The sequence below is a fragment of the Acinetobacter sp. CAU_H_S139_7 genome (assembly GCF_058599305.1).
Map to the genome: position 1 here is coordinate 1271394 of NZ_CM178651.1, position 17007 is coordinate 1288400.

17 protein-coding genes are annotated in these 17007 nt (G+C 41.3%); 9 read left to right on the top strand and 8 right to left on the bottom strand.

What is annotated here, in order from left to right:
• Positions 1 to 107: 107 nt before the first annotated feature.
• The gene (locus tag AC4MC0_RS06235) at positions 108 to 1472 is read right to left on the bottom strand and encodes an amino acid permease (RefSeq protein WP_335999069.1); all 1365 of its coding nucleotides are present in this window, start codon (positions 1470 to 1472) and stop codon (positions 108 to 110) included.
• Positions 1473 to 1688: 216 nt separating this feature from the next.
• Complete coding sequence (locus AC4MC0_RS06240; protein ID WP_335999071.1) at positions 1689 to 2546, bottom strand: alpha/beta hydrolase family protein; 858 nt, start codon at positions 2544 to 2546, stop codon at positions 1689 to 1691.
• 122 nt (positions 2547 to 2668) lie between these two features.
• On the opposite strand from AC4MC0_RS06240, the gene AC4MC0_RS06245 reads away from it, so the two are divergent.
• On the top strand, positions 2669 to 3127 hold the full coding sequence (locus AC4MC0_RS06245; protein ID WP_335999073.1) for a hypothetical protein: 459 nt from the start codon (positions 2669 to 2671) through the stop codon (positions 3125 to 3127).
• A 68-nt stretch (positions 3128 to 3195) separates the two neighbouring features.
• Here AC4MC0_RS06245 and AC4MC0_RS06250 read toward each other — a convergent pair whose 3' ends face one another.
• Together AC4MC0_RS06250 and brnQ are read right to left on the bottom strand one after the other, a co-directional pair.
• Entirely contained in the window at positions 3196 to 3432 is a 237-nt protein-coding gene (locus tag AC4MC0_RS06250; RefSeq protein ID WP_004696541.1) for a hypothetical protein, read from the bottom strand.
• Positions 3433 to 3925: 493 nt separating this feature from the next.
• A complete protein-coding gene (gene brnQ, locus AC4MC0_RS06255; RefSeq protein ID WP_279687394.1) occupies positions 3926 to 5212 on the bottom strand; it encodes a branched-chain amino acid transport system II carrier protein in 1287 nt (428 codons plus the stop codon).
• A 350-nt stretch (positions 5213 to 5562) separates the two neighbouring features.
• Here brnQ and map point away from each other — a divergent pair, with 350 nt between their 5' ends.
• Positions 5563 to 6357 (top strand): type I methionyl aminopeptidase, encoded by a 795-nt coding sequence (map, locus tag AC4MC0_RS06260; protein WP_114837234.1) that lies wholly within the window; start codon positions 5563 to 5565, stop codon positions 6355 to 6357.
• Positions 6358 to 6659: 302 nt separating this feature from the next.
• On the opposite strand, the gene AC4MC0_RS06265 is transcribed toward map, so the two are convergent.
• Both AC4MC0_RS06265 and AC4MC0_RS06270 read right to left on the bottom strand, forming a co-directional pair.
• Complete coding sequence (locus AC4MC0_RS06265; protein WP_491887377.1) at positions 6660 to 7568, bottom strand: LysR family transcriptional regulator; 909 nt, start codon at positions 7566 to 7568, stop codon at positions 6660 to 6662.
• Positions 7569 to 7670: 102 nt separating this feature from the next.
• On the bottom strand, positions 7671 to 8111 hold the full coding sequence (locus AC4MC0_RS06270; protein WP_078388764.1) for a phosphohydrolase: 441 nt from the start codon (positions 8109 to 8111) through the stop codon (positions 7671 to 7673).
• A 62-nt stretch (positions 8112 to 8173) separates the two neighbouring features.
• Here AC4MC0_RS06270 and AC4MC0_RS06275 point away from each other — a divergent pair, with 62 nt between their 5' ends.
• Positions 8174 to 8500: a hypothetical protein gene (locus tag AC4MC0_RS06275; RefSeq protein WP_004696551.1), complete on the top strand. Its 327-nt coding sequence runs from the start codon at positions 8174 to 8176 to the stop codon at positions 8498 to 8500.
• A 41-nt stretch (positions 8501 to 8541) separates the two neighbouring features.
• On the opposite strand, the gene glnG is transcribed toward AC4MC0_RS06275, so the two are convergent.
• Together glnG and glnL are read right to left on the bottom strand one after the other, a co-directional pair.
• Complete coding sequence (gene glnG / locus AC4MC0_RS06280) at positions 8542 to 10023, bottom strand: nitrogen regulation protein NR(I) (protein ID WP_004696552.1); 1482 nt, start codon at positions 10021 to 10023, stop codon at positions 8542 to 8544.
• Entirely contained in the window at positions 10010 to 11119 is a 1110-nt protein-coding gene (glnL, locus tag AC4MC0_RS06285) for a nitrogen regulation protein NR(II) (protein ID WP_004696555.1), read from the bottom strand. Before glnL ends, glnG begins: the two co-directional genes overlap by 14 nt.
• Positions 11120 to 11470: 351 nt before the next feature.
• Between glnL and rimO the strand changes: the two genes are divergently transcribed.
• The 6 genes from rimO to ispC all read left to right on the top strand — a co-directional run bounded on the left by rimO (position 11471) and on the right by ispC (position 17006).
• Positions 11471 to 12814 carry a 30S ribosomal protein S12 methylthiotransferase RimO gene (gene rimO, locus AC4MC0_RS06290; protein WP_004981943.1) on the top strand — a complete coding sequence of 448 codons (1344 nt, stop codon included), beginning with the start codon at positions 11471 to 11473 and terminating at the stop codon, positions 12812 to 12814.
• 43 nt (positions 12815 to 12857) lie between these two features.
• Complete coding sequence (gene pyrH, locus AC4MC0_RS06295) at positions 12858 to 13586, top strand: UMP kinase (RefSeq protein ID WP_004696558.1); 729 nt, start codon at positions 12858 to 12860, stop codon at positions 13584 to 13586.
• Positions 13587 to 13665: 79 nt separating this feature from the next.
• The gene (frr, locus tag AC4MC0_RS06300) at positions 13666 to 14220 is read left to right on the top strand and encodes a ribosome recycling factor (protein WP_010326990.1); all 555 of its coding nucleotides are present in this window, start codon (positions 13666 to 13668) and stop codon (positions 14218 to 14220) included.
• Positions 14221 to 14228: 8 nt separating this feature from the next.
• A complete protein-coding gene (uppS, locus tag AC4MC0_RS06305) occupies positions 14229 to 14981 on the top strand; it encodes a polyprenyl diphosphate synthase (RefSeq protein WP_279736179.1) in 753 nt (250 codons plus the stop codon).
• Positions 14982 to 14984: 3 nt separating this feature from the next.
• Positions 14985 to 15809, top strand: a complete 825-nt coding sequence (locus tag AC4MC0_RS06310; RefSeq protein ID WP_114837241.1) for a phosphatidate cytidylyltransferase — start codon at positions 14985 to 14987, stop codon at positions 15807 to 15809.
• The gene (gene ispC / locus AC4MC0_RS06315) at positions 15810 to 17006 is read left to right on the top strand and encodes a 1-deoxy-D-xylulose-5-phosphate reductoisomerase (RefSeq protein WP_335999093.1); all 1197 of its coding nucleotides are present in this window, start codon (positions 15810 to 15812) and stop codon (positions 17004 to 17006) included.
• Position 17007 lies beyond the last annotated feature (1 nt).

Genomic DNA, 17007 nt, shown 5'->3' on the forward strand with positions numbered 1-17007 from the left:
ACTACAATAAAGTGATTCAATCAAAGTCATTTGGGAAATTGGCTTTGATTTGCAAACAGCGTCTTTAAAGGGAAGGGTGCCTTTTAACGGCGCTGTTTGCTGACTTATTATTGTATTTTTTGCGTTTTTGATCTTTGTTTAAACCAATACGTTAGAGTTAAGCAGCCAATCCAAAGAGGAATGAGCATCACTGCAATTCGCATATCAGGTGTGAGCCACATCACCACTAAAATACCGAGCATAAATACAATACAGATATAGTTGCTGATAGGGTAAATCAAAGTTGGAAACAAGGTTGATTTTTTCAATGCCAGCATATGTTGCTTGAATTTTAAATGGGTCAACGCCAACATCATCCAGTTAATCACAATGGCTGAAACTACAAGACTCATCAGTAGTTTAAAGGCTATTTCTGGGAAGATATAATTCAAGACGACACACAGTAAGGTCACCAACGCAGAGCATAAAATGGCTGCATAAGGAATACCACGCTGGTTAATTTTCTTTAAAAATTGTGGAGCATTGCCTTGTTCTGCCAGACCTAGCAGCATACGACTCGTGCCATAGCTAGTACCGTTATACACCGATATAGCTGCGGTTAAGACCACAAAATTCAGCACAGTTGCGACGCCCTGACTACCTAAGGAGTCAAAAATCAAGACAAAAGGACTACCGCCTTCTGCGATTTGATTCCATGGAAACAAAGAGAGCAGAACGATGATCGTAAGCACGTAAAACAGCAACACACGATAGACAATTTGATTGACTGCTTTAGGAATAGTTGTGGTTGGATTTTTAGTTTCCGCAGCTGCAATACCAACGAGTTCAATCCCGCCAAAGGAAAACATAATGATGGCCATCGCCATGATTAAGCCAGAAATCCCATTGGGAAAGAAACCGCCTAGAGCCCAGAGGTTTGAAATAGAAGCATGTGCACCACCGTGACCACTTGCCAGTAACCAAGCGCCGTATCCAATCATGCCAATGATCGCGAGAATTTTAATCATGGAGAATAAAAATTCTGTTTCACCAAAGACTTTGACATGCAGCAGGTTGATGGCATTGATCAGTACAAAGAAACCAAGCGCTGAGATCCATGTGGGAATTTCAGGCCACCAATACTGGACATAGAGGCCTATGGCACTTAGTTCCGCCATGCAGACCAAGACATTGAGCACCCAATAGTTCCAACCCGACATAAAGCCCGCAAAAGGGCTCCAAAACTTATAGGCAAAATAACTAAAAGAGCCACTTACTGGTTCTTCAACCACCATTTCACCCAACTGGCGCATCATGAAAAATGCAATTAAGCCCGCCAGTGCGTAGCCTAAAATAACTGAAGGACCAGCCAGTTTAATGGTTTGCGAAATGCCTAAAAATAGACCTGTACCAATAGAGCCGCCTAAAGCAATCAGCTGAATATGGCGGTTGCTCAGCCCATGCTTAAGCTGGGGGTGCTGTTGTGCAGACATGATTCATCCATCTCTAGCACATGCGATAGACATCACATGAACTATGACTTAATAAAAATTCGTGGTGGAAATATAATATTTATTTATCGATTAATGAAATTAAATTTATCAATAGCGTTGGTTTTTATCTGACAGCTGCAATTTTGCGGTGAAAATAAAGCCAGTCAAGCAAGTGCTGCTTGAACTGGCGACAGGCTTGGCTTGATATGTACCGCTTTAAGATGAAAGCTGTGCTGCAATTTCAGGCCATATGTTTTGATGGGAACGCTTAAACATCGCCATATGACCAATGGCTTTGTGGCCATAAGCCTGTGGTTTGAGTTCAATTTGATCTGTTTGTGCATTTGGGTAAAGGCTGAGTAAGCCTTTGACATTCACTTGCGTGGCAATTTCATCATCCGATGCCCAAATGGCTGTGATTGGACAGCGAATATCACGGTGGAAGTCATCTTGTACTGTTTTGCCTAAGGCATTGATTACATAACCTGGTTTGCTGCAAAACTGTGCCCAATCACGTGCCACATCTTTGGGTAGGTTTTCGCCCATGCCAATGGCATTGGTCGGTCCGTAACCTAAGGTATAACGTGCAATAGGAAAGATCAGTTTAAACATCACAGGAGCCAGCAATTTGGTACGACCTTTCAAATCTTTTACGTGGCCTGTTGATCCTGCAACAGCAACGACTTTTGCGACTTTTTCATAGTTTGGATTAATACCTAAAAGTTGCCCACCTGCACTATGACCGAGCAAGATCACTTGTGTCGCTTGGGTCTTATTCAATAACACCTCCATCGCCGCTGGGATATCCAATTGTCCCCATTGCACGATGCTGGCTTTCGACTTTTTAAGTGGTTCATGCAGAGACTCACCAATGCCGCGAAAATCAAAAACCAAAACGGCATAGCCTTGTTCGGCAAGCCATGATGCAAAATGGTGGTAAAACTGTTGAGTAATACCTGTGGCAGGGCAGATTAAAATAGGTAGGGCTTGTTGTGTACCTTGGGCTGCATAAAAGCGTCCACTGAGTGAATAATGGTCAGAGCAGGTAATAGCTAAAGTTTCGTAATTTTGCATAATCGGTTAAGCATAGAATTTTTTCTACTCTACCTAAGTTCCAAAAAGAAACTTGTCTAATCTATGACTTTGAAGTCAAGTAGATCTGTATAGAATAGAGTGAAAATAAAAAAGGAAAACACATGCAGTTTGTTGAATTAGATATGTCGGTAAAATTTTCACTTTTGTTTAGTGGGATTTTTCTGTTTGTTGGGATGCTGACAGGGGTATGGAAATATGCGCAAATTCGCCATTCGCCACAGTTTCGCGCGCACTATTATGTTGATATCGCACACCGCAGCAGTTTGTTATATGCACCTGCAAGTTTAATTGTTGCGGTAATGGCCGCAATTTCTGTCTGGCCTGAACCTGTGAATATGCTGTTTGTGGGAGTCAATTTATTCTTTTTTAGTTTCTCTATACTGAGCTATATTGTGCATGGGCTATTGCAAGACACCAATAACCAATTTCGTAGTCCGCATGTTTTAGGTAAATGGACTTTACCTAAATCAATTATGTTGATGGCAATGATGGCATTGGTTGTGGGGGAAATTGTGGCGACGTTAGGCTTGTTGTGGGGAATGTTTTTAGGTTTATTTTAAGTTGTTCTTATAGTTTTTCTAATTTTTATACTTTTACAAAGGTGGATGACTAATCATCCACCTGTTTGCTAGTCAATTGACTGTGTGGCCTTTCGGAATTTTTGATCGACGACTGCCCATAAATAAAAGGCAAATGATACGACGATAGCGTAAGCAAAATATTCAGCTTTAAGGTTACCTTGAATTAAGCCATGCATGATCATAATGACCATCAGGGCAATGGTGGTACTTAAATACGTCACCATATTCTTGTTTGCCTTCAGAGCGTTAATGAAGACTTGCTTGTTGAAATGTAATGATAACATCTCCATCCCTCCTTGAGTTTTTGACTAAAAACCAATGTGTTTAGTCGGATTAGTTCTTAATGTTGTACTGCTAAAACTTGCGTTGATCAAGAGCAAAAACAACTATTTTTCAGAGAAATTATGCTATACCAATCAGAAAATATGTATGTAGCATTTTTTTAGTGAATAAATAGTATTTCGTTACGGTATAAGAGGACAAATAAATGATGCATGTAAGCTTATACATAGATTGTATAAAGCAATATTGATACCATGAATGGCTTGCTAGGACAGGCTTTAAAGAATTTTTTATTTTCTAATATTAAATTTATAAGAGATATGAAGGTGTTGATATACGACTTTAGCGGTGTATATAAAATGTGTCAGTATGTACAAAACCTGATGTAGAAAGAAATGAAACAATATGTGTCCATTTGGATAAAATGTGACAAATATTGATCATGCTTAAAATCAGGTTTGGGTAAAACCAGACTTTAACAACATCAGTTTTTGCTTACTTTTTCACTTTGTCGATTACAATGGCAATTACAAAAACCACTAATGATGGAATAAGCCATGCAAGGTTTTGTTCTGCAAGAGGTAAGTGAGTCAGCGCATAAGGCAGTTCAAAGTTTGCAACTTTTAAACCGTCTAGAATACCAAAGACCAAAGACACTGCTGTAACAGGTGCAATCACTCGGCGAGGATGATTAAAGAATTTCCAGCCAAAGCTCAGCATAATCACCACAATTGCAGGTGGATAAATTGCACTTAAAACAGGCACAGAAAAGGCGATGAGTTTGGTTAAACCTAAGTTTGAAATAATGAAAGAGAAACCAATCAGAATGAAGACCCAAACTTTATAGCCAATTTTAGTGATTGAACTAAAATATTCAGCACAAGCACAGGTCAGGCCAATGGCAGTGACCATACACGCAATAAAAATCATGGCAGAAAGGAAGATAGAACCTAAGTCACCAAATGCATGTTGAACATATGCATGCAGGATCACTGCACCATTGCTCGCATTTGCTGCGACTTCATGGCTTCCAAGGCCAAGTTTAAATAAGCTGAGATAAACTACAGTTAAACCAATACCAGAAATGATACTCGCAATAACCGCATAACGTGTAATCAGTTTAGGATTGCTTACACCGCGTGAACGAATGGCTTGAATAATCACAATACCAAAAACCAAAGCACCTAAAGTGTCCATGGTTAAATAACCATTTACAAAACCTTCAGAAACAGGGCTGTCGATATAATTGTTGATGGCTGGCGGAACGAAACCCGTTGGAATCATCATCGCCGCAATGCCAAGGATGGTCAAAGATAAAATCTTTAGTGGCGAGAGTACATAGCCAACCGTGTCTAAAATCTTGTTTGGATACAGTGAAATGAGGGTGACTACACTAAAGTAGATTGCACTGTAGATCAGCAAGCTGCTGCTTGATGTTCCAAGATAAGATGAAAAACCAATTTCATAAGAAACGGTTGCAGTACGTGGTGTCGCAAAGAGTGGTCCGACAGTTAGGTAACACGTAATGGTTAAAATGAGACTGGCTATTTTACCCAAAGGTGAACTTAAAATTTGAATCGAACCTTCGACACGTGACAGCGCAATAATGGTGATTACAGGTAAGCCTACAGCAGTGATCAAGAAACCAAAAGCTGCTAGCCATACATGCTCACCCGCTTGTTGAGCCACAATCGGTGGAAAGATAATGTTGCCCGCACCAATGAAGAGTGCGAAAGTCATGAAACCCAAAGCAACAATATCCCGAGTACGCAGACTTGTCATAAAAGGGAGATCGAGTTGAACAAAGGGGACGATTTTAGTGCATAAGTGTTTTTTTGGCTAATTTATTTCATGGGTAGTATTAAATTTTTTTATAAGATGAAAAGTGAATATATCAACTTGTAAAAAATAGGTTGATATATGTGATTGATTATCCATTTTAAAATAGAAAAATTATAAATATTAAAAGCTTGAGGCGCTATTTTTCCTAAATTAAAAGTTGTAGTGCAAATGCTTTAAAATTACACAAATTTTTTAAAGGCTGGTTGTTGGAGGCCACCCTAAGATTTAAGTTTGAACAAAAATATTGAGAAAAGGTCTATACTTGCGACTTCATAATTGAGGATATTTCAATGCGTGGCTTAAATGTGAGCATAAAAACTGAGCAAGATGTAGAAAAACTTCGTATATCTGGTCGTTTGGCTGCCGAAGTTTTAGCGATGATTGGTGAACATGTAAAGCCGGGTGTTACGACTGAATATCTGGATGATATTTGTCATGACTTCATTGTAAATACCTTAAAAGTGACGCCTGCCAATATTGGTTATCATGGCTATACCAAAACCACTTGTATTTCTCCAAATGAAGTGGTCTGTCACGGTATTCCATCGCCGAATGTTGTACTTAAAGATGGCGATATTATTAATATTGATGTGGCGATTATTAAAGATGGCTACTTTGGTGATACCAGTCGTATGTACTATGTGGGTACAGTGAAACCGGAAGCCAAAAAGCTAGTCGATACGACTTATGAGGCGATGGTTGCAGGTATTCATGCTGTGAAGCAAGGTGCGACGCTTGGTGATATTGGTTATGCCATTCAAACTGTTGCGCACCGTGAAGGTTATAGTGTGGTACGCGAGTATTGTGGTCATGGTATTGGCAAAGTTTATCACGAACAGCCAAGCGTATTGCACTATGGTCAACCAGGTAAGGGGATGCAGCTTAAAGCGGGCATGGTGTTTACGATTGAGCCGATGATTAATATGGGCAAAGCGCATGTCAAAGAGCTCAAGGACGGTTGGACAGTCGTGACTGCTGATAAGTCTTTAACTGCGCAGTGGGAGCATATGGTACTCGTGACTGAAACCGGTTTTGAGTTACTATCACCTTGGCCTGAAGGTACGGGCACTTATCCAGAAATTTAAGTTGATGTTTTGTAGGTGATTAAATTTTAGACTTTGGTCTAGCTTTGTGACTTAAAAGCTAAATTAAGTCTTAAAAGCAATCACTGATATTTCTGAACCCCTTTATTTATCGTATTTTTGCTATTTTTTGATTAAAACTTATACATGTAAGCTATTGGTCTAGACTTCATTTTGTCACTAAAATTGTTTCCAAGATACTCGCTGTAGTTTCTTATTTTGAAAGTTTATGAGCTTATCCACCTCGGTTAAGCTCTTTTTTTTGCCTCATGGATTTGCTCAATGTGATTGAGCATGCGTGGGGTTTAAAGTGATTTATTTGAGCTAAGGTGTTCAATTAAATAGTCAATAAACACGCGGACAGCAGGCAATAAACCACGACGTGAAGGATACACCGCATGAAAAATACCGTGTGGTGCTTTCCAGTCGGGTAGGACACGAACCAGCTCACCACTTTTCACCATATCTTGTACGATGCTGTCTGGAAGTAAGGCAATGCCGCAGTTCTTACGGACCAGTTGAGCCAACATACTCAAATCAGAGCCCATCACTACAGGATTGACGCGTATTTTCTTTTGTTGCTGCGCATCATTATGCACGATGATATGTTGATCTAAATGCTCATCAACCATACTCAGTATATGATGTTGGCTTAAATCTTCAGGTTGTTTCAGTTTGCCAAATTCATTTAAGTAGGCTTGGCTGGCAAATAAATGCTGCTCGATATTTTCAAATTTACGAATTACCAAACTTGGATCATCGTCTAGATTGGAGCGGACGCGAAGGGCAATATCAAAACCTTCGTTGATAATATCCACACGGCGATTGGTTACCATCATTTGCACTTTAATTTCGGGATAGGTTTTTAAGAAACTTGGTAAAATGCGTGCAATTTCGTTTTGTGCAATCGATACTGGCAGGCTGAGTTTAATGACGCCACGCGGTTGTAAACTGAGATGATCGACCAAATCGTGTGCGGCTTGTGCAGCATTCATCATCACTTGCGCATGACGGTAAATATTCATACCAATATCGGTCACTGCGAAATGGCGAGAGCTGCGTTGAATTAGGCGTACACCCAAGCGCTCTTCGAGGTTATACACGCGTCGACTGAGCTTGGATTTAGGAATATCTGTTGCGCGTTCGGCTGCGCTAAAACCACCATGTTCAACCACTTGAGCAAAACAATAAAAATCATCTAAATCGCTTAACATTCACCATGTCCATTTGTGCAACGATAGGCTTAATTAAAAAGTGATCGTTGCAGTTTGTCAATTTTGAAATTGTAGAGATTTAATTGAAAATACTCAGCTATTTTAAGGGTTTCGCTGAGTTTTCGCTTGTTTGAGTATTTCAAGCACCACTTTATATTCTTCAAGTCGTGCAAAGTCGTGTGCTGTTGGATTGTTTATGCGCGTAAGGTTCATATTATCGAGTACATCAACATATTTCACTTGGGTTGCAAGAGGGTTTAATACAGTGCGCTTAGCCGCTTCCAAACGTGATTCACCTGTTTGTTTGGTCAGTGCTTGTATGGATTGAATGATCTCGGCACTAAAGCCAAGCGCTTTTAAGTCTTCAGCAGTCGTTGCGGTGTCTTCCAAAATGTCATGCAACACCGCAATGATTTGTAGGGTGGGATTGGAAAATTGCAACATGAGGCGAAGTGGATGCAAGATGTAAGGTTGTCCGCCCTTATCGAGTTGCCCCGCATGTTGGGTTGCAGCCAGTGCAATGGCTTTTTCTAAAGTCGACATGATTATTCTAGGTACTTTATCCTATGCTAAACTTCGCAGCATCTTTGTTTAAAAACTAAATTATGACTTATCAATTGATCCCACTAGACTGTGAAGCGACAGATCCCGTAGCGTGTCCACACTGCCAACAACAGGTAATTGATTGGTCTCAGGAACAATACGTTCAGCCTTGTGAGCATACCTTATTTATTGCGATGGACATTGGTTTTGAATATATCACAGATGAATTTGAAGCGACCATGCAGCGCAGTGTTGATGATCTCCATGCACATGATGATCAAGTGATTATGTTTGAAGAGTTAACTCAAGCCAGTTACCCAAAATTTATCATGTTAAAAGCACCACTTGGTGTTGAAGGCTATTCACGCTATTTAGGCTTTACGGCTTAATAAATAAAAGCGCCATTGCGGCGCTTTTATTTGAATCTGTCTTAGTTTTCTAAAGCTTCTTCTTCACTTTCATCATCTGCGGTATCCATACCTAGCTCTTTAAGTTTACGCGTAAGGGTGTTACGCCCCCAACCGAGTAACTCAGCCGCATGCCGTTTACGGCCACGGGTTTGTTGCAGCGCAGCAATGATCAATGTACGTTCGAACATTGGGGTTGCGATATCGAGGATTTTCATCTCGCCATTTTTCAGCTTTTGCACAGCCCATTGACCCAACAACTCATCCCAATGGTGGACTGCAATCCGATCTAAGTTTTGCGCGGCTTGCGCATCTTCACCTGAGCGGGTAATTGGAATTTGCTTCAGCTCTGATGGTAAGTCTTCAGGATAAACTTCACGTCCTGTAATCATGACCGTTAACCAGCGGCAAGTGTTCTCGAGCTGACGTACGTTTCCTTGCCAAGGCAGCTGTTGCATATATTCTTGCGTTTCAGGACGAAGGATTTTAGGGCTTACACCTAATTCTTTGCCTGCACGTGCCAAGAAGTGTTGCGCTAACATTGGGATGTCTTCGCTACGATGCGCCAGTTTTGGAATGTGAATGCGAATCACGTTCAGACGGTGATATAAGTCTTCACGGAAGCGACCATCATGTACCAATTTTTCTAAGTCTTGGTGCGTTGCCGCGACAATACGTACATCTACTTTTACTGGGATATGCCCACCAACACGGTAAAACTCGCCATCAGCCAAGACACGCAGTAAACGCGTTTGTGTTTCAAAAGGCATATCGCCAATTTCATCTAAAAACAGCGTTCCACCATTGGCCTGTTCAAAGCGACCTTGGCGCTGGGTATTGGCGCCAGTAAATGCACCTTTCTCATGACCAAAAAGCTCTGTTTCAATTAGGTCTTTGGGAATCGCGGCCATGTTGAGTGCAATAAAAGGTTTGCTGCTCCGTGGTGAGTGGCGGTGTAGCGCATGCGCAACTAACTCTTTACCTGTACCAGATTCACCATTAATTAACACTGTAATGTGTGATTGAGACAAACGACCAATCGCGCGGAAGACTTCCTGCATAGCAGGAGACTCGCCAATGATTTCGGTCGATTGAATCGGTGGTACCGTTTTTGCCGATTCTTGCTGCTGCATTTTGGTGATGTGCAAAATCGCACGATTCACTAAAGCTAAGGCTTCATCAATATCAAAAGGCTTGGGTAAATACTCAAATGCGCCTGTTTGATAACTTGAAACAGCAGACTCTAGGTCAGAGTGAGCCGTCATAATAATGACAGGTAGATCAGGATAGTTGGCTTTAACTTTCGCTAAAAAAGTTAAGCCATCTATGCCGGGCATACGAATATCGGTCAAGATCACATCGGGTGCATCTAAACTGAGTTGGTCTAAAGCAGATTGAGCTTCTTCAAAACTTGTGACGTCAAAACCTTCTTCTTTGAACGTTTTTTCCAGCACCCAGCGCATGGCGCGATCGTCATCAATTACCCATATTTTATTTCGCGACATGGTTTAACTCCCAAGGTATATATAAGCTAAAAGTTGTTTTTCCGGGAACAGATTGGCATTCAATCATTCCGTTATGTTGATGCATAATATTTTGCGCAATACTTAAACCCAGTCCTGTGCCTTTAGCACGACCCGTGACCAGTGGGTAAAACACGGATTCTAAAATTTCTTCTGGAACGCCCGGACCATTGTCTTCGATATCAATCCGTACCACAGAGCGTTGCAGTACACCATTGATGGTCACTAAACGTTGAATACGGGTGCGTAACATTAGTTCAGGTTGGTGGTCGACAAAGAACTCTTTATTTTCAGTCATGGCTTGCACTGCATTGACGCTAATGTTCAGCATAACTTGTATCAGTTGATCACGATCGGCCATCACTTCAGGTAATGACAAATCATAATCACGGGTGATCTTAATTTTCTTTTTGGTTTGGTTGGTAATGAGTGAGCGAACACGCTCTAAAGGCTCATGTACATTGACCAACTCATAACTTGGGAGCTGACGTGAACCAAGCATGGTGTCTGCTAAATTACGTAAGCGATCGACTTCACTAATAATAATGTCGGTGAACTCGCTATATTGAGGATCATTGAGGCTACGTGCTAAAAGTTGTGTAGCACCGCGAATTCCGCCTAGCGGATTTTTAATTTCATGTGCAACACCGCGAATCAGTTGGCGTGCAACCTGATGTTGTTGTAAGAAGTTTTCTTCCTTGGAAATTTTGAGCATCCGATCAATCGGATTGATCTCAATTAAAAGCAAAGGATGATAGGGTTTATTTGAATTCAACTGTGACACGGTATAGTCAACATGAATATCTTTAAAGTTGACCTTAATGATGGCTTCACGACGGGTGTAGTGTTGTCCCGAATTTAGAGTATTGAGAAGTGCTTCTTCTGTATTGAACTCATCATTGGGTGCATGGAGTAAATTAAGCGCAGGTTGGCCAGAGGCACGTAAAAGACTGATATCAAATAATGCTTCGCAAGAGGAATTTAAGTAAAAAATATTTAATTTACTGTCGACCAATAGAATCGCAGTGGTCAAATTGTCCACTAAAAGGCGATAGTCGATAGAAATAGGGTGATCCATTAGCGAATGTATCCTGTATTAAAATAGCGCAATGGCATCTTGATAAAGCATTAACCGTTCCAAATAGCGGACTGAATTGATGCAAATAAAGCAAAATGCACGCCAACTTTGATTTTGTATAGTGAAATGAGCACACTTTTTTTGCAGAATGCGCTGTAAATGAACGATTAGCTAAAGATATAGCGGATTCTAAAAATCAAGTAAACTGAAAGTGACTTAAAATGGTGCGTTATACTGATTCTACTACAGTGATGGTTTTATTTTGGTGCATTAAACAAAGAGTGTGGAATCGATCTGTTTTTATAAACAGAAAAGACATACAATACGCGCATTCTAGTGGAGCGCAGATTCATGAAATCCCCCAAAGTCGGTTTTGTTTCTTTAGGTTGTCCTAAGGCATTGGTTGATTCCGAACGAATTTTAACTCAGTTGAAGACTGAAGGTTATGATGTAGCATCAGATTATGATGGTGCGGATTTAGTTGTTGTAAATACCTGTGGTTTTATTGAATCTGCAGTGCAAGAGTCTTTAGATGCCATTGGCGAAGCCATGAGTGCGAACGGTCGTGTAATCGTTACGGGCTGCCTAGGTAAAGACGAAGACAAAATTCGCCAAATGCACCCAAATGTCTTAAAAGTGACAGGGGCGGCTGCATATCAAGAAGTGATGGAAGCTGTGCACCAATACGTGCCTGAGCCACCAAAACACAACCCATTTATTGACCTTGTTCCAGAACAAGGGATTCGTTTAACGCCGAAGCATTATGCGTACTTAAAAATCTCAGAAGGATGCAACCATCGTTGTACCTTCTGCATTATTCCAAGTATGCGTGGTGACTTAGTGTCTCGCCCAGTCGGTTCTGTTTTAGAAGAAGCGGCTGCGCTTAAACGTGCCGGTGTAAAAGAAGTACTCGTTATCTCCCAAGATACTTCTGCTTACGGCCTCGATACCAAATACAAATTAGACTTTTGGAATGGTCAACCTGTTAAGACGAAGTTCTATGACATGTGTGAGGCCTTAGGTCAACTCGGTATTTGGGTGCGTTTGCACTATGTATATCCATATCCACATGTGGATGCAGTGATTGACTTGATGGCACAAGGCAAAATTTTGCCTTATTTGGATATTCCATTCCAACATGCCAGCCCAAAAGTTCTAAAACTGATGAAACGACCTGCGCATAGTGAAAATACACTTGAGCGTTTAAAGCTGTGGCGTGAAAAATGTCCTGAATTGGTGATTCGTTCAACCTTCGTTGTGGGTTTCCCTGGTGAAACTGAAGAAGATTTTGAAATCTTGCTTGAGTGGCTAAAAGAAGCACAACTTGATCGCGTAGGCTGCTTTACCTATTCACCTGTTGAAGGTGCGACAGCAAACGACTTACCAGATCACGTGCCAGAAGAGATTAAGCAACAGCGTTATGAGCGCTTTATGGAAGTGCAACAGGCGATTTCTGCTGCAAAACTTCAAAAGCGTGTTGGTCAGAAAATGACGGTGCTGGTCGATGAGCTTGATGAAGAATTCCCAGTTGCGATTGCACGTTCATACGCAGATGCTCCTGAAATTGATGGCAATGTCTTTGTGGAAGATATTGATAAAAGCCAGATTAAATCAGGCGATTTGTTAGAAGTCGAAATTACCGATGCAGATGAATATGATCTGTATGCACAGTTGATTTCGATTAAATCGAATTAAGACACAAATAAAATTTTAAAATTTAGATATTGGAGTTATTGCGATGTTGGATTCTAAAAAACCACGTTTTGAACGCATCTTACTGAAACTTTCTGGCGAAGCATTGGCTGGAAATAAAGATATGGGTATTGATGCTCAAGTCCTTGATCAAATGTCTTTGGCAATTGCGCACTTAGTGGGTTTGGGTGTGCAAGTCGGGATTGTTGTGGGTGGTGGTAACTTATATCGCGGTAGTCAATTGCAAAAAGATGGTTTGGTTGGTCGTGTAACGGGTGACCAAATGGGTATGCTTGCAACCGTGATGAATGGCTTGGCATTACGTGATGCTTTGGTACGCCGTAACATCAAAACGCGTTTGATGTCAGCATTGCCAATCGGTGCTGTGGTTGAATCATACTCAAGCCGTGATGCGATTCGTCACCTAACACAAGGTGAAGTTTGTGTGTTTGTCGCAGGTACAGGTAACCCGTTCTTTACCACAGATACAGCAGCATGCTTACGTGGTATCGAGATTGAAGCCAACCTGATCCTAAAAGCAACGAAAGTTGATGGTGTCTACAACAAAGACCCAAGCAAATATGATGATGCCGTTAAATATGACACCTTAACTTTTGACCAAGTGTTAGATGAGAAATTGGGTGTGATGGATTTAACAGCGATTTGCTTATGTCGTGACCACAATGTACCACTTCAAGTCTTTGACATGAATAAAGCAGGTTCATTGCTTTCAGTGGTTATGGGCGAAAAAGAGGGTACTCACGTAACGAACTAATGTACGTGACCTCGAAAGCTCTTTATACTACACGCTATTTTAGAATTTATATCTTTTCGAATTAAGTAAGGAAGATCACATGATTAACGATCTTAAAAAAGACGCAGAAGACCGTATGAACAAGTCACTTGACTCGTTAGAACACGGTTTTGCCAAGGTTCGTACAGGACGTGCGCATCCATCTATCTTAAACGGGGTAATGGTTCCTTACTATGGCTCAGATGTGCCATTAAACCAAGTGGCAAACGTGGGTGTTGAAGACTCGCGTACATTGTTGGTTCAGCCATTTGAGCGTACGATGGTTGCAGCAATTGATAAAGCGATTCGTGAGTCAGATTTGGGTTTAAACCCAATTACAGCTGATGCGATTCGTGTTCCAATGGCTGCATTGACGGAAGAAACACGCCGTGACATGCAAAAAGTTGCGCGTAACGAAGCTGAAAATGCAAAAGTTGCAGTACGTAATATTCGCCGTGATGTACTGGGCGACATCAAAGCATTGTTGAAAGAAAAAGAAATTTCTGAAGATGATGAGCGTCGTGCATCTGATGATATTCAAAAAATCACAGATAAGTTTGTTGCTGAAATCGACAAACGTCTTGCGAATAAAGAAGCTGAGTTGTTGAAGGTCTAATTTGTATAATGACCGATTCAGAAGATAAGCTTACTCTTCCAAAACATGTTGCCATCATCATGGATGGCAACAATCGTTTTGCCAAAAAAAATGCAATGCAAAAGGGCGACGGTCACCGTGAAGGAAAAAATGTCCTTGACCCGATTGTAGAGCATTGTCGAAAAAAAAATATTCAAGCATTAACCGTTTTTGCTTTTTCGAGTGAAAATTGGAAGCGCCCTCAAGCTGAAGTTGATTTGCTCATGAAACTGTTGGAAGACACGATTCATGAACAGCTGCCTCGTATGCATCAATATCAAATGTCCTTACGTTTTATTGGTGATCGTTCTAAATTATCTCCGCAATTGCGTGACTTAATGTTGCATGCTGAACAAGACACTGCTAATTTCGACAAGATGACTTTGACCATCGCAATTAGTTACGGTGGGATGTGGGATATGGCGCATGCGGCTAAGCAGATTGCACTTGCTGTTCAATCTCAAGCGTTAGATCCTGAGCAAATTGATGAACATATTTTTGGCCAATACGTTAGTTTGAGTGATTTACCCGCTGTGGATCTATTGATTCGTACAGGCGGGGATTTTCGTTTATCGAACTTTATGTTGTGGCAAGCAGCTTATGCAGAGCTTTACTTCACTCCAACTCTTTGGCCAGAGTTCAGTGTAGAAGAGTTTGATGACGCCTTGGCTGTATTTGGTGGGCGTGAACGTCGTTTCGGGAAAACGACGGAACAAATTCTACAAGATAAAATTGAGAACTAATAAATGTTAGAGCGGATTATAACCGCATTGGTTTTGGTGGCCGTTGTACTGAGTTGTATGTTTGCAACCCAGTCACACTATCCAATGTTTGTGCTGATGATTATTGCGGCAGGGGTTGCAGGCTATGAGTGGTTTAAACTCATGCCCCGTACAACAAAAAATGTTAATAAACCTCTAGCATGGGGTTTTGGTTTACTCAGTGCTGGCCTTGCTACACTTGCTTTATACTTTAATGATATTGCGCTTCTACTTTGGGCTGCCTCTATCCTATGTTGGCTGCTCAGCCTGTATTGGGTTAAATCCTATCCAAATTATGATGCTTGGTATAATTCAACCCTTAAGGTGGTTGGTATTGTTCTGATATCTTCAGCTGTGACCGCTATTTTTGCACTCTGGAAGATGTCTCCATGGTGGCTAATGTACCTGTTTTTATTGGTTTGGGGTGCTGACAGCGGAGCATATTTTGTTGGGCGTAAACTAGGTAAGCGTAAACTTGCACCTGAAGTGAGTCCAAATAAATCGTTGGAAGGGCTTTATGGTGGTGTGATTACGGCCATGATCATCGTGGTTGCTGTTGAAATCCTCTATTTAGACTTAACATACGCGCAGCATTTATTATTTCTTATTTTATCTGTAGTGACTGTATTTAGCTCAGTTTTAGGTGATTTGTTTGAGTCTATGATTAAACGTCGTGCTGTAATTAAAGACTCAGGTCGTATTTTGCCGGGGCATGGTGGAGTACTGGATCGCATTGACTCGCTACTGGCTGCTGCACCTATCTTTGCTGCGGGTGTATATGTGTTAAAACTTATTGGCGTAGATTTGTAAATGTCTCAATCTGTTTGTATTTTGGGTGTTACGGGTTCGATTGGGCAGAGCACCTTAAAAATATTGCAACAACATGCTGAACGCTATTCTGTGTTTGCTGTTACGGCACATAGTCGGATGCAAGAACTTGTTGATATTTGTCAGCAGTTTCAACCTAAAATTGCAGTTGTACCTCAAGTTAAAGTGGATGAACTGCGCCAGCTCCTAGTCGCAGCCAATTTACAAAACATTGAAATTTTGGCGGATGAGGCAGGCCTCATCGCGGTTGCTGAACATCCAGAAGTGGATGTGGTGATGGCGGCGATTGTGGGCGCTGCAGGTTTAATGCCGACGTTAGCTGCGGTAAAAGCAGGAAAGCGTGTTCTTTTGGCAAATAAAGAAGCGCTGGTGATGTCGGGTGACATCATGATGCAAGCTGCTCATGATCATCAGGCTCTTTTACTTCCTGTAGATTCTGAGCATAATGCAATCTTCCAATGCTTGCCGCAGACCTATTTACAAGCTGAGCGTCACGGACAGCCGAAACTCGGCGTCTCTGGTATTCTTCTGACCGCATCCGGTGGGCCATTTCTAAAACATAGTTTAGATGAATTACACAATGTAACGCCTGCACAGGCGTGCAAACACCCGAATTGGTCCATGGGACAGAAGATTTCGGTTGATTCGGCGACCCTTATGAACAAAGGGTTAGAGCTAATTGAAGCTTGTCATCTTTTTTCAATCGAAGAACATTTTGTTACAGTAGTTGTGCATCCGCAGAGTATTATTCATTCCATGGTGCAATATGTGGATGGTTCAACATTGGCGCAAATGGGAAATCCTGATATGTGTACGCCGATTGCACATGCTTTGGCATGGCCTGAGCGTATTCAAACCCATGTTCCAGCTTTAGATTTATTTAAAAATCATCAGTTGGATTTTCAAGCGCCAGATACGCATAGATTCCCTGCATTAAGCTTGGCACGTCAAGCGATGAAAACTGGGGGTACAGCCCCTGCGATTTTAAATGCTGCCAATGAAATTGCGGTTGCTGCATTTTTAAATCAACAGGTGGGGTTTATGGATATTCCTGCTATTGTTGAACACACTTTGAATACCATCCCACATCAAGCAGCAACACAACTTGATGTTATTTTAGAAGCCGATCGAAACGCACGTCATGTTGCTCAGCAATATGTGGTGAATATAGGAATTTAAG

Coding starts and splice junctions, on each gene's coding strand:
- frr (WP_010326990.1), top strand. CDS start 13,666: ATGATTAACGATCTTAAAAAAGACGCAGAAGACCGTATGAACAAGTCA.
- AC4MC0_RS06235 (WP_335999069.1), bottom strand. CDS start 1,472: ATGTCTGCACAACAGCACCCCCAGCTTAAGCATGGGCTGAGCAACCGC.
- glnL (WP_004696555.1), bottom strand. CDS start 11,119: ATGGATCACCCTATTTCTATCGACTATCGCCTTTTAGTGGACAATTTG.
- AC4MC0_RS06250 (WP_004696541.1), bottom strand. CDS start 3,432: ATGTTATCATTACATTTCAACAAGCAAGTCTTCATTAACGCTCTGAAG.
- AC4MC0_RS06240 (WP_335999071.1), bottom strand. CDS start 2,546: ATGCAAAATTACGAAACTTTAGCTATTACCTGCTCTGACCATTATTCA.
- uppS (WP_279736179.1), top strand. CDS start 14,229: ATGACCGATTCAGAAGATAAGCTTACTCTTCCAAAACATGTTGCCATC.
- brnQ (WP_279687394.1), bottom strand. CDS start 5,212: ATGACAAGTCTGCGTACTCGGGATATTGTTGCTTTGGGTTTCATGACT.
- map (WP_114837234.1), top strand. CDS start 5,563: ATGCGTGGCTTAAATGTGAGCATAAAAACTGAGCAAGATGTAGAAAAA.
- AC4MC0_RS06310 (WP_114837241.1), top strand. CDS start 14,985: ATGTTAGAGCGGATTATAACCGCATTGGTTTTGGTGGCCGTTGTACTG.
- AC4MC0_RS06265 (WP_491887377.1), bottom strand. CDS start 7,568: ATGTTAAGCGATTTAGATGATTTTTATTGTTTTGCTCAAGTGGTTGAA.
- ispC (WP_335999093.1), top strand. CDS start 15,810: ATGTCTCAATCTGTTTGTATTTTGGGTGTTACGGGTTCGATTGGGCAG.
- pyrH (WP_004696558.1), top strand. CDS start 12,858: ATGTTGGATTCTAAAAAACCACGTTTTGAACGCATCTTACTGAAACTT.
- AC4MC0_RS06275 (WP_004696551.1), top strand. CDS start 8,174: ATGACTTATCAATTGATCCCACTAGACTGTGAAGCGACAGATCCCGTA.
- AC4MC0_RS06245 (WP_335999073.1), top strand. CDS start 2,669: ATGCAGTTTGTTGAATTAGATATGTCGGTAAAATTTTCACTTTTGTTT.
- rimO (WP_004981943.1), top strand. CDS start 11,471: ATGAAATCCCCCAAAGTCGGTTTTGTTTCTTTAGGTTGTCCTAAGGCA.
- AC4MC0_RS06270 (WP_078388764.1), bottom strand. CDS start 8,111: ATGTCGACTTTAGAAAAAGCCATTGCACTGGCTGCAACCCAACATGCG.
- glnG (WP_004696552.1), bottom strand. CDS start 10,023: ATGTCGCGAAATAAAATATGGGTAATTGATGACGATCGCGCCATGCGC.